Raw genomic sequence first — 12,454 nt, forward strand, 5'->3', positions numbered from 1 at the left:
CCAAAAGTAGGACCGTTCGAATTTCAAAAACTCGGTACACCATTAAGTCAAAACATGCTTAACTGAATGGTGTTAGCCTTAGGGCCGTTTTTTTGTGTCTGTAATAAAATCACTGACTATAAAGCTGCTCATTTAGCGGTTAGCTTGTTAAAATAAAAAAAACGATATTTAAAGCAAGGCAATATGGCATTTACAACAACCTACACACTAGATAAACCTTACTTTTACGAGTGCTTTGATGAGTCACTCCCGTACAGTAAGCGCGCCAAACCTAAGTACTTTTTACTTGTACTCCTCGTTGCGCTTGGTTTATTTGGCATTTATGTTTTAAACGATCATTACTTAGGATCATTTATGATCATGCTAGGTGTACTAGAGTGCGTCGCTTTTTACTATCGCAGACCTTGGTGGGTAACCAGACAAATGCTCAGCAGAGCGTCAGGCTCTGAGGTAACACTTACCTTTGATGAAGAAGGCATTAAATCGGCTAATCATTACAAAAGCTTTCAGCTAACTTGGCAAGACATAAGCGAAGTAATAGATACTCAGCAAGGTATTATTATTAAAAATAAAAGCGGAATGCAGTACATTTCAAAACAAATACTAACCCCAGAAACACTCGCTTTTATAAACAAAAAAGCCACTCAGTGAGTGGCTTTTAGTCTAGTTGAGCTAATTACTCAACTACGTATACGTGTTGATTAAGCATTGCCCGGATTAGGGTTCGACTTTTCAGCTTGTATGCGCATGTAAATCTCTTCACGATGCACTGATACGTCTTTTGGTGCATTAACACCGATTCGAACTTGATTTCCTTTAACACCTAGAACAGTAACTGTTACTTCGTCACCAATCATTAGGGTTTCACCTACTCTACGAGTTAGTATTAGCATTCTCTTGCTCCCATGTTCCAATAAAAATTATAAGATTCCGCTTAAACATACTAATGAAAATTAGACTGAAAAGTAAGTAAAAACTCTCAATCTATCCATTTTCTGTTAAAAATGCTTTGTGTAATGCACGAACTGCCAACTCTAGGTACTTTTCATCTATTAAAACTGAAATTTTAATCTCAGAAGTCGAGACTAAAACTACATTAATATTTTCCTGCGCTAATGCATCAAAAAATAAACTTGCTACACCAGAATGCGATTTCATACCCATTCCAACAGCAGAAACTTTAGCTACTGTTGGTAATCCGCTTATATTTTGAGCACTGAGTTGAGCTTGATCTTCGCTCAATAATTCAAGTGCTTGCAGATAATCATTCGAGTGCACAGTAAAAGCATAGTCTATTTTTTCAAAGATATGATTAACTTGATTAATCATATCTATTTCGATGCCATTATCAGCAAAAAGTTTCAATATTTTTGAAAGATATTGCGTACCGCTTGGCACACCATCTACTTTAATTAAACATTCGTCACGATTAAACGCAATCCCCGATACCACCTTGCTTGGCATATCGTTCTCCTCAAAACTTATTAATGTGCCTTCATCAGGATTAAAACTAGAAAGCACCCTAAGTGGCACATTGTGTCTACCTGCAGCTTCTACCGAGCGAATATGCAAAACTTTTGCGCCTAAACTTGCCAGCTCTAGCATTTCGGCAAAAGTAACTTGGCTCATTCTGCGCGCGTTAGGTTCAACACGAGGATCTGTAGTATATACGCCATCAACGTCTGTATAGATCTGGCATTCGTCGGCTTTTATAGCCGCTGCTATTTCTACAGCCGATGTATCGGTGCCGCCGCGTCCAAGCGTTGTAATATTGCCCTCAACGTCACGCCCCTGAAAGCCAGCAATAATAGCAATGCGGTTATGCTCAAGCTCATGCTTTAAACGTGTAGCGGCAACGTCTTCAATACGGGCTTTACCAAACATATTGTCGGTTAGAATATTGACTTGATCGGCTAATAAGCTTACAGCTGAATGACCACGTTTGATAATAGCCATAGCAAGCAGTGATACAGAAACCTGCTCTCCGGTGCTAATAAGTACATCTAGTTCACGGCTACTCGGGCGAGTATCAATTTGTTTGGCGAGGTTAATTAAGCGGTTGGTTTCTCCCGACATAGCAGAGAGAACCACAACCACTTGATGTCCTTGTTGTCTGGTTTTAACAACAAGGTCGGCGACCGCTTCAATTCGCTCTATTGAGCCGACCGAAGTGCCACCGAATTTTTGAACAATAAGCGCCACTTAGGCTTAAGTACGCTCAGTTAACCAAGCTGTAACGCTATCTAGTGCAGCAGCAAGATTTTGTGGCTCACTACCACCAGCTTGTGCCATATCTGGACGACCGCCACCTTTACCACCTACTTGACCTGCCATATGGTTAACTAACTCACCGGCTTTTACTTTACCTGTTAAGTCTTTAGTTACACCGGCAATTAGGCTTACTTTGTCGCCACTGGCAACACCCAGCGCAATAACACCTGAGCCAATCTTGTTTTTAAGGTCATCAACCATACCGCGAAGCGCTTTAGATTCAGTCCCTTCAACGTTAGCTACAAGTAACTTAACGCCATTAATTTCTACAACTGAGTCAAGTAAAGACGCGCCCGCTGCACTTGCTAGCTTATCGCTAAGCTGTGCAATTTGCTTTTCAAGGCCTTTAGATTTTTCAAGCAACGCAGTTACTTTTTCAAGTACCGATGCGCTATCGCCTTTAACTAAAGCTGCAACATCGCTAAGTTGTTGCTCTTGCTCGCTAACGTACGCTACAGCCTCTGCACCAGTTACGGCTTCAATACGGCGAACACCTGCGGCAATACCGCTTTCAGATACTATTTTGAATAAGCCAATATCGCCAGCGCGCTCAACGTGCGTACCACCACAAAGCTCAATAGAATAGTCACCAATAGTTACTACACGTACTTCGTCATCGTACTTTTCGCCAAACAACGCCATAGCACCTTTCGCTTTAGCATCATCAATAGCCATAAGCTCAGTATTAAGTGCAAAGTTACGACGAATTTCGTCATTAACTACACGCTCAATTTCACGTAGCTCATCTTTAGTTACGGCTTCAAAATGCGAAAAATCAAAACGTAAACGATCTGGCTGAACAAGTGAGCCTTTTTGACCTACATGCTCGCCTAATAGTTGGCGTAGTGCTTCGTGTAAAATATGCGTAGCGGTATGGTTTTTCTTGATGCTGTCGCGGCGCGTATCATCAATAGTTGCATCCACTTTATCGTTAACACCAATACGGCCTTGTACTGTACCGTGGTGAGCAAAAGCATTACCAAGCTTAGTGGTATTAGTAACGTTAAATTCGCCACCAGCAACTGTAATAGTACCGGTGTCACCCGTTTGGCCGCCAGATTCTGCGTAAAACGGTGTGCGGTCTAGTACTACAATACCTTTTTGACCATCTTCTAATAACTGTACAGCTTCGCCGCCAGCAAAAATTTCAATAACGGTCGCGCTGTAATGCGTGCTGTCGTAACCTTTAAAGTCAGTGTGTTTATCTGATTTTAATTGGTCGTTATAATCTGCACCAAACTTACCCGCTTGTTGCGCTGTTTTACGTTGTACAGCCATGCACTCTTCAAAGCCTTGATGATCAATCGTCATCTGGCGCTCACGCGCAACATCAGCTGTTAAATCAGCAGGGAAACCATACGTATCGTAAAGCTTAAATACTAAGTCGCCCGGTATAATATCGCCTTTAAGGTCGCTTAAGCTTTCTTCTAAAATAGCTAAGCCACGCTCAAGTGTTTTACCAAACTGTTCTTCTTCAATGCGTAATACTTTTTCGATAATTTCTTGTTGCTTAGCAAGCTCAGGATACGCTTGACCCATTTGCTCAATTAGCGCAGCAACTAATTTATAGAAAAACGAACCTTGTGCACCTAACTTATTACCGTGGCGTACAGCACGACGAATAATACGGCGTAGTACATAACCACGGCCTTCGTTAGATGGCATAACACCGTCTGAGATTAAAAACGCACACGAGCGAATATGATCGGCCACTACACGTAGTGACTTGTCGTCCATGTCTTGTGCATTAGTAACACTTGCAGCAGCAGCAATTAAGCCTTGAAATAAATCGATTTCGTAGTTTGAATGCACGCCCTGCAAAATAGCAGAAATACGCTCAAGGCCCATTCCCGTATCAACAGATTGCTTAGGTAGAGGCAACATTGTACCGTCGCTTTGACGGTTGTATTGCATAAATACAAGGTTCCAAATTTCGATGAAACGGTCGCCGTCTTCCTCAGGAGAGCCCGGAGGCCCGCCCCAAATATGCTCGCCGTGATCATAAAATATTTCAGAACACGGACCACACGGGCCAGTATCGCCCATAGACCAAAAGTTGTCTGAGGTCGCAATACGAATAATGCGGTCTTCAGGTAAGCCAATTTCGTTAGCCCAGTAACCAAACGCTTCTTCATCATCATGATAAATAGTTACTAAAAGTTTTTCTTTAGGTAGGCTTACTACCTCAGTTAAAAACTCCCATGCAAACTTAATCGCGTCTTGCTTAAAGTAATCACCAAAGCTGAAGTTACCTAACATTTCAAAAAATGTATGGTGGCGAGCAGTGTAGCCTACGTTTTCTAAATCGTTATGCTTACCGCCAGCACGTACACAGCGCTGCGAGCTTGTCGCACGTGTATAAGGGCGGCTTTCTGCGCCTAAAAATACATCTTTAAATTGCACCATGCCGGCATTGTTAAATAACAACGTGGCATCGTTACCCGGTATAAGCGAGCTAGAAGGTACTATTTGATGTTGCTTGCTGGCAAAAAAGTCTAAAAACTGTTGCCTAATTTGTGCGGTAGTCATGTGCTGCATTTGAAAGTCTCACCTGTATTTACTGTGCTTGCATTGCAAAATTAATTTCATCGTAGCTAAAACCCCGATACATTAAGTAGCGCACGCGCTTAGCTTTATCTTTGTAATCGAGATCTGGCGGTGTATTTGAATATTTTTTATTGTACGCATCCTGCGCAAGCTCAAACCAATCTACTTCAAGCTCTTCAACTACCAATTCAAGTAGCGAACGATCAATCCCTTTGCCCATAGCTTCGCTTTGTATTCGCTTAAGCCCGTGGCATTTAAATATGTGTTTTCTTACAAAGCCTTCACAGTATCGCTGCTCGTTAATAAAATTATGCTTTTCGCACCAATCAAGCAGCGTTTCAATAAACTCTTCTGTAGCTTCTTTTTGCTGTAATTTGAGCGTTAACTCACGACGCGAATATTCTTGGCGCCCTAGTAACCAAAGTACATAGTTTTTTAGTTTTTGCTTTAATTTATCATCCATTAAGCGTCAAAACGCCCGCTTGTTTCACTGCTAAGTGGCTTAACATTAATGTCGTCACTTGGTGGTACAACAGGCATAAAAATGGCTTGATAAGATACAAAAAAGCTAATGTAGCAAATCGGCATTAAAATCAACAGTGGTAAGAACGATAAGAACATCGAAAGCGCCATAAATAATGCGCAAATAAGGCCAAAAACGCCAAGTGGCAAAATGTTATGATAAAACACCATTAACGATTTTTTAAGCGCCGTTAAAATACGTGTTTCTTTACTAAAATAAACAAGCGGTACAGCGTAAGCAAACGCCGTTAAATAAATTAGCATTGCCATAAAAAACAAAATGACATTCGCGCCCGAAATACTCTCAAGCATTTGTTCAAGTGCTACGTTTGGATCTAGTCCTGGTTGGCTCATAACAGCTACTGCATCGGCAAATAAGCCATTAGCAAGTAACGCCATTAAAATGCCCGCACCCATCTGATAAAGTGCTAAACGCAATAACCCTAAACGATTTCCCTTAGCCGTAAATGGCTTGAGAATATCGGCTAGCATAATTTTTCCGCCCTGCTGCTTACTAAGCACCGCTTGGTAAAACCCTGCGGTTAAAAATGGCGTAGCTAGTGCTGCTACTACTTGCAGCAGCGGTAAAAATAAAGACAGCAGCCCTACAATACCAATAAATAAATGCATAAAAATAAAGGTTGCTGGCTGGGTTTTAAAAATAAGCCATCCGGCTTTTAACCACTTTAGCCCTGCATCGGCTTTAAAAATTCGTAATTGTGTAGACATACTTGCTCTTAATTTAAAACGAAACACGCCAAGTATAACTTGGCGTGAGGGGGTATTAATAGACGAAACGTAATTAAATGATTAAGGTTTTTTAATTTTCTTAATATCTAACATATGCGCGCCATATTTAATTTTTGTTTCTAGGTACGATTTATTACCCGCAACACCCGCTTTAATGTGCGCATGCGTGCCCACAACCGAGTCAACATTAATACCGGCATCTTTTAATGCGTTAAGCTTTTTAGGATTATTGGTCATTAATTTAACGTGGCTTAAATTAAGCGCATTAAGCATTAACACAGCATCCGAAAAATCACGTAAATCATCAGCAAAGCCTAAATGATTATTAGCTTCGTAGGTGTTCATACCTTGCGATTGCAGTACGTAAGCATCAATTTTGTTGTATAAACCAATGCCACGACCTTCTTGGCGTAAATACAATAAAATACCGCCTTGCTCGTGCATCATTTCAATACATTCATTTAGCTGCTCGCCGCAATCACAACGCGATGAGTAAAATACATCACCTGTTAAACACTCAGAATGCATTCGAATAAGCGGTACATCTTGCTCTGTATCAGCGTTGTTAAACACCATAGCAATATGTTCTTTACCATCTTTTAAATCAGTAAATGAGATTATTTCTGCAGGGATATCACTATTTCTGCCAACATTAAGCTGGACTCTTGCTCTTACTTGCGCCACGACAAATCCAAATATTTAAATAACTACGACACGACAATAAAGTGATAATATCACAAAATAGGATAAATACACCGTAGTACAAGACTGTTTATGGCAATTATATGGCGACGACAGGCGTTATTTTCAATGATTGTTAAGCAATTAATAACCCGAATATTACAACTTCGCTTGTTTACTTTAATTTACTAAAATAATGACAGGCCTTGATAGTTTTGGTAATTTTATGGGCTAATAAATAATAGGGATTATTATGAAGCACCAACAGCTCGCCATATCAATAGGATTAAGCTTATTAGCCTTTGCTAACTACACTTTCGCAAACCAAGTAAATAGCATTCAAGTTGTATCTGCAAACGCCGAAGAAACTGACTCAGCATTCGTTGCAGCCAAACAACAAGCTGAAAAAGAAGCACAACTTGCTTATCAAAAAGGGCTCGCTCTATATGGAGAAAATAGCAATGAAACGGCAAAGCTTGCTATTAACTACGCTAAAGCCATCAACAGTTATGTTGCAAAGAACCTTGTGGCTATAGGGTATGGTAATGAAGAGAAACGGTTTGATTTGTATTCACAGGCCCACCGTATTTTAGTTAAAAACTATGGCGAAAACTCAATAGAGACTATGGATACGCTACTAGCCAAAGCAACTCATACGAATAAATCAGATACCGCAGTCAAAAACTTTAAGCAACTCATTAAAATCGCTGAATTACAAAATAACCCAGGCCTTGTCGCCAATATGCAATTTGAAGCTGCAGAAACATTACTTTATGGGTTTAGCCATAGCGAATATTCTTTAGCGAAAATATACGCTCAAGATGCAGATAAATATTACCAAGCCCAGCTACCTGATAATGCAGTAGAGCGTATAAAGTCTGACCTTTTAATGGTTTCATTTGAGAGTGGCCGTAAAGATTACGACAAAGCAACTAAAAGGCTAAACCGTATAGTTGGCTTATTTGATAAATATAAAAATTTAGATCAAAGCTTTAAGCTTGATGCTCATATTGGTTTAGTTCAGCTATATGAAAAACAAGATGAAAGCGATAAAGCGACTAAACACGCCTTAGCCTTTGCTAAAAATACGCACTGGAAAAATACCTCAGAGCAAAATCCACTCTACATAACCGAGCCTATATACCCTCGCGGTGAAACTAAAAGTCATGTAATAGTTATATTAGAGATTACTGTTGATACCCATGGCTTTGTGAAAAATCCTAAGGTTATTAGTTCTGAAGGTTCTAAAGCGTTTGAAAAATCAGCGATAGCCGCTGTTAAACAATGGCGTTACGCTCCAAAGTTTAAAAATGGAAAACCTGTAAATGCAACAACTCAAGCTGAACTGTATTTTGAACGCCTTTAAGTAGTTTTACCATTCAGTCAAAAATTATATTAATAAGAAACTGTTGTAATTACGTCAACCTAATTTTAATTTAAAAGTTAATAGGGATTATTATGAAAAGTTAGCCCAAGCGGCTGTTGAGCAATGGCGTTACTCACCAAAGTTCGAAAATGGCAAACCCGTTAGCGCTACTTCTCAGGTACAACTCGACTTTAAAATTAACCGCCACTAAAAGCGGCTCATTAAAAAAGGCGCTTTATGCGCCTTTTTTAAAACTAACTAATACAAAACACACGTAGTTAAAATTCGTAACTTACGCTAATACCGCCATCGGCTCTTTTTTCATTGCTATCGCTTGCTTTACCGTAGCCCACATCTAGCTCTAATCTAAAACCAGCGCGGTTCAATCCATTAAAGTTGTAGCTGTACGTAAGCCCTATGCCGTTTGTTGTTTCTTCATCAAAAATACCGCCAATTACACAACCTAGCGTATTAGCAAAGTCAGTTGCTACATCATTTGTTGAACTTTCACACTCTTGGTCTGTATCTCTTGCGCCAATTGCACCTACAAGCGCGCCAAAAGCATGTTTTTTATTATCACTTACCGCTTGTTCAAAACCTGCTGAAAAACCATCATCAAGGCCTATTTTGTAGTTTGCATACCAGCGCTGTGTATCATCGTTAGCCGATAAAGACACTTCAGGAATAATCAAATAAGGATAGCCACCCCCAATCGAAAAACTAAAATCGTTAGCAAAAGTAGAACAAGAAGCGATAGATAAAGTGAGTAGTAATATTTTTATTTTCATAAAGTTCCCTTTGAGTAAGCATAAAATGTACTTACTTTAGGAACGCCATGCAATACGACAAAAAGCTCGTTAAATTTAGCTTTAGTAATAAAATAGGGATTAAATTTTAGCGAGTATTTTATCGCTTGCCGCTTCAATTAAATCGAGCACATTTTCAAAGCCATCATCGCCGCCGTAATAAGGATCGGGAATAGCGCTTTGGGCTTGCTCGCCGTATTCTAAAAACAGCGCCAGCTTATAGCGTAAATGCTCAGGGCACTGGGCTTTTAAATCAGCTAAATTTTGTGTATCGGCCGCTAAAATTAAATCAAACTCAGTAAAGTCGCTACTGCGTACTTTGCGCGAATAAATACCTTTAAAACTATAACCGCGCTTCTCCCCTGCTGCCATTGAGCGGCTATCAGGCGTTTTACCTTCGTGGTAACCAATAGTCTCTGCCGAATCAACTTTAACGTTAACGCCTAGTTTTTTAGCACGGGCTTTTAATACCGCCTCTGCGGTTGGCGAGCGGCAAATATTACCTAAACACACTATGAGTATTTTTTTCATTAAGGCTTCTCTAACTAATTTAAAAACCTATGTTTTAAAACTGTTTTAAAATACTTGCGTCGTAATCTTCAACGTTAAGCGTTACATTATGTTGCGCTGCAACAGATTCAAGCTCAGCTTGTTTAATGGCTAAATCGTCCATAGTGATTAGGTTATCGTCTAGCTGCCACAATAACCGAGAGCCCGCATAACTATAATGGATCGCTAATAACGCATCGGCATTCCCTTCACGGCCAGCAGCTTTTAACTTAGCCATTTTACGGGTTATTTTATTAAGTGCTTTTTTAAGTTCCCACACATAAACAACTTCTGTCATAAACGTATGAGTACGGTATTTATTAAGTAACCACGCAAGCCCAACGCTTGTAATAGCAACACCTATTAAGTTCCAGTGAAAATGGCTACCACTTTCATCAGGAAATAAAGCAATCAGCGTTTGCGATATAGCCAAGCTGCCTACAGCCAAACCAATACCACACCCTGCAATAACACGGTTTAAATGTTTACGATAACGCGCTTTATTTATTTCAATGAGTTGCATAACAGCCTAAAAAGTTAAGTTTTAATATTTGCGAATGGCTATTGTAACTAAACCCCACATTTTTTATAAAATTATTTCACCCCTTTTTGATTTGCCACCCGTTATAGCTTTGAAAACACCTTAATTGTAGTGATCTATAAAATTTGGAGCTGGTTATGCACACACTTGAAGTACCTAACAACCCAGTATTTATTAAAACATCAACTGCGCAGCTGCTGGCTGTAATCTTGAGGTGCTAGTGCAAATTAAGCAGTCATTCTTGAGTGATTTAAAGGGTAAACACGCGGTTGAAAGCGATATAAATACGGGTGATATGTTGGCCATGGCGCATAACGGTAAGGGCAGATTATTGCGCTTAAACATGCGGGAAATGGGGTTAAGATGTGTGGGCTTAGGTAATTGGTCCAGTTGAGGTTGGTGGTAATTTAAATAGAGAATTACCACCGACAACACAGAGGCGCTTAGCGCCGCACAGAGATAGTTAAATGTTACTGCAGGATACTTTAGCTATCGCCCATGTAATCTAATGGTGATGAAAGCTCTATAAATTCACGATAGTGCTCTTTAGTTATTCTGCTATATCCATCGTGAATATAAATATAGTTTATCCAAAGGATTGTTTTTTCATCAGAAATTCCACGTGGCTGTTCGGCTAATTCACTCTCAGCTTTTTGTAATTCAGAAGTATCATCTTCATGATTAAGATCTAAAAATCCGACAAAATAACTTTCTAAGCTATTAAATATCTTACAAAAAACTTTTTCTATAAATTCAGATAATGAAATTCGGTAGTTTCCTTTAGAATAACTATTTGGTTTATTAGTCAATTTATCTGTGTAAAATTGGGGGGCAATTTCATACATTAGTTCAGCTGAAATATTAACGTCTGGGATTTTTTCTTCTAGAAATTCACTTAGACTGATGTTTCTAAACTTATCTGTAGTATCTTTCCCCTCACGTTTAAAACGGCCACTTATGATCTCTTCATAAAGAGAATGATCTTTTTCATAGATACAAAATAAAACAGCTAGCACAAGTACGTCTACTTTTTTACCACTTTGTAAATGAACAATAATGGCGGTTATACGCTCAGTAATTTGAATTGCTGCTCTTGCTGATACCTGAAACGCATCTAAAACAACTGAAATATTAGTTACAGCGATCTCAGGTGTTTCTGTTCGAGGGAGAAGCTCAATATTTTTACTTTCTAAGTACGTAGATTCAAATTTAGTCGTATCGCTATGTACTAATAAAAAATCCTTCAAAGCAGGACGCTTTAAACTATAGCGACTATTAAAAAAGCGGCCTAAATAAACCTTTGCATCAAATCCTTCACCATAAATTGATTTAATTGTATGTTGGAGCTGTTCGGTATCCGTAGCCACAACAAACACGATCCCCTTTACATCAAAAATATGTTTAATCGTCTCTAACATTTCTACTGCATAACTTGGGCGACAACGATCTAATTCATCAATAAAAATAAATATGGGTAACGACTTATCTTTTTGCTCTTCAAACTTACTGACCCAATCAGCTAACTTAGACTTTATAACTTCAACGCTTTTGTTTTTAGCCTCGTGATCTTTAATCAAGTTTTGTGCAAGCGCCTTCACTGCCGGTGAAAAGTCGCTACCAGTCGATTTATTGGAGCTTTGCTTTTGCTCGTTATCAATTTCATCATCAGAAAATAGTAATGTGTGTAGCTCATCTAAATCTATACCAGATACTTTTTTAGCTAAACCTTGTGCAATAGCAGGCGCAACAGCCTTAAACATCGAAACTGCGCTTTTAGGTATTGTTATATTAAACTTCGCCTGAAGTTGAAGCTGCTTGATGATACCCGCAATTACAGTTAAAAATGGGTCGTCTGAATAATCTTGCTGCCATGCATCAATATAAACTACAGGGTAATCTACTATTAATTCTTGCGACCAACGTTTAAGAAAGTAGGTTTTACCTGCCCCCCATTCTGCATTTAAGTTTAATACATAGTTTTTCTTTTGGTCTTCATCAGGTCTGGTTTCGTCAAACCCTTCTTGAGCCAATAGTCTTGATAAGAAAGTTGCGTAGCGAGCACGATCTAATTTATCTGCAGGAAAATACTCTTCTAATGGAGGCTTAGTTGCTTTACTCCAATTGAATTCTTTAATCTCTTTCATTTAATTCCCTTTAAATAGTCCTTTTTACATAGTCCAATATCGAATTATCAACAGTTGCATTTATTTCGGGCTAACGCCCGACGCGCCAGCAAGCTATGCGCCTTGTATCTCTCATTGATAAATGATTAGCTATCATTTATCACATCGAAGTCAGTGAGCTTGCCTGTGCGTCTAGTATTTAATACTGCTCCGTAGATAAGGCCCTGACTTTCTATTCTCAGAAACTGAATGGTATCCAAGCACACTTTTTTTAAGTAGATGCTGTATGTACAAGGGG

Annotated in this window: 12 protein-coding genes and 2 pseudogenes; 4 read left to right on the plus strand and 10 right to left on the minus strand. The window is 39.2% G+C overall.

Going from position 1 to position 12,454, the window contains the following annotated elements; all coding sequences use genetic code 11:
- The first annotated feature begins 183 nt into the window (after nucleotides 1–183).
- Nucleotides 184–651, plus strand: a complete 468-nt coding sequence (locus tag I6F53_RS19175; RefSeq protein ID WP_007583811.1) for a YcxB family protein — start codon at nucleotides 184–186, stop codon at nucleotides 649–651.
- A gap of 50 nt (nucleotides 652–701) precedes the next feature.
- Here I6F53_RS19175 and csrA read toward each other — a convergent pair whose 3' ends face one another.
- The 6 genes from csrA to I6F53_RS19205 all read right to left on the minus strand — a co-directional run bounded on the left by csrA (nucleotide 702) and on the right by I6F53_RS19205 (nucleotide 6,774).
- On the minus strand, nucleotides 702–893 hold the full coding sequence (csrA, locus tag I6F53_RS19180) for a carbon storage regulator CsrA (RefSeq protein ID WP_004587515.1): 192 nt from the start codon (nucleotides 891–893) through the stop codon (nucleotides 702–704).
- A gap of 91 nt (nucleotides 894–984) precedes the next feature.
- Nucleotides 985–2,202, minus strand: a complete 1,218-nt coding sequence (locus I6F53_RS19185) for an aspartate kinase (RefSeq protein WP_101217461.1) — start codon at nucleotides 2,200–2,202, stop codon at nucleotides 985–987.
- A 6-nt stretch (nucleotides 2,203–2,208) separates the two neighbouring features.
- Entirely contained in the window at nucleotides 2,209–4,809 is a 2,601-nt protein-coding gene (gene alaS, locus I6F53_RS19190; protein ID WP_166376508.1) for an alanine--tRNA ligase, read from the minus strand.
- Nucleotides 4,810–4,828: 19 nt separating this feature from the next.
- On the minus strand, nucleotides 4,829–5,281 hold the full coding sequence (locus I6F53_RS19195; RefSeq protein WP_121954069.1) for a regulatory protein RecX: 453 nt from the start codon (nucleotides 5,279–5,281) through the stop codon (nucleotides 4,829–4,831).
- Nucleotides 5,281–6,069 (minus strand): BPSS1780 family membrane protein, encoded by a 789-nt coding sequence (locus I6F53_RS19200; RefSeq protein ID WP_007378958.1) that lies wholly within the window; start codon nucleotides 6,067–6,069, stop codon nucleotides 5,281–5,283. Before I6F53_RS19200 ends, I6F53_RS19195 begins: the two co-directional genes overlap by 1 nt.
- Nucleotides 6,070–6,150: 81 nt before the next feature.
- Nucleotides 6,151–6,774 carry a GTP cyclohydrolase II gene (locus I6F53_RS19205; protein WP_197240817.1) on the minus strand — a complete coding sequence of 208 codons (624 nt, stop codon included), beginning with the start codon at nucleotides 6,772–6,774 and terminating at the stop codon, nucleotides 6,151–6,153.
- A gap of 250 nt (nucleotides 6,775–7,024) precedes the next feature.
- On the opposite strand from I6F53_RS19205, the gene I6F53_RS19210 reads away from it, so the two are divergent.
- A complete protein-coding gene (locus I6F53_RS19210) occupies nucleotides 7,025–8,137 on the plus strand; it encodes an energy transducer TonB (RefSeq protein WP_197240818.1) in 1,113 nt (370 codons plus the stop codon).
- Nucleotides 8,138–8,243: 106 nt separating this feature from the next.
- A pseudogene (locus I6F53_RS20780) lies at nucleotides 8,244–8,348 on the plus strand (hypothetical protein); the annotation flags it as partial.
- Between the two features lie 67 nt (nucleotides 8,349–8,415).
- On the opposite strand, the gene I6F53_RS19220 reads toward I6F53_RS20780, so the two are convergent.
- From I6F53_RS19220 to I6F53_RS19230, 3 genes are all read right to left on the minus strand, one after another.
- Nucleotides 8,416–8,925 carry a hypothetical protein gene (locus I6F53_RS19220; RefSeq protein WP_197240819.1) on the minus strand — a complete coding sequence of 170 codons (510 nt, stop codon included), beginning with the start codon at nucleotides 8,923–8,925 and terminating at the stop codon, nucleotides 8,416–8,418.
- A 99-nt stretch (nucleotides 8,926–9,024) separates the two neighbouring features.
- Entirely contained in the window at nucleotides 9,025–9,474 is a 450-nt protein-coding gene (locus tag I6F53_RS19225) for a low molecular weight protein-tyrosine-phosphatase (protein WP_197240820.1), read from the minus strand.
- A 34-nt stretch (nucleotides 9,475–9,508) separates the two neighbouring features.
- The gene (locus tag I6F53_RS19230) at nucleotides 9,509–10,015 is read right to left on the minus strand and encodes a DUF3087 domain-containing protein (RefSeq protein WP_149603194.1); all 507 of its coding nucleotides are present in this window, start codon (nucleotides 10,013–10,015) and stop codon (nucleotides 9,509–9,511) included.
- Nucleotides 10,016–10,229: 214 nt separating this feature from the next.
- Here I6F53_RS19230 and I6F53_RS20880 point away from each other — a divergent pair.
- Nucleotides 10,230–10,414: pseudogene (locus tag I6F53_RS20880) on the plus strand (hypothetical protein); the annotation flags it as partial.
- 104 nt (nucleotides 10,415–10,518) lie between these two features.
- Here I6F53_RS20880 and I6F53_RS19235 read toward each other — a convergent pair.
- The gene (locus I6F53_RS19235; protein WP_197193204.1) at nucleotides 10,519–12,177 is read right to left on the minus strand and encodes a KAP family P-loop NTPase fold protein; all 1,659 of its coding nucleotides are present in this window, start codon (nucleotides 12,175–12,177) and stop codon (nucleotides 10,519–10,521) included.
- Nucleotides 12,178–12,454 lie beyond the last annotated feature (277 nt).

Origin of the sequence: Pseudoalteromonas sp. SWN29 (genome assembly GCF_015864465.1) — a bacterium.
In the GTDB taxonomy this organism is placed as follows: domain Bacteria; phylum Pseudomonadota; class Gammaproteobacteria; order Enterobacterales; family Alteromonadaceae; genus Pseudoalteromonas.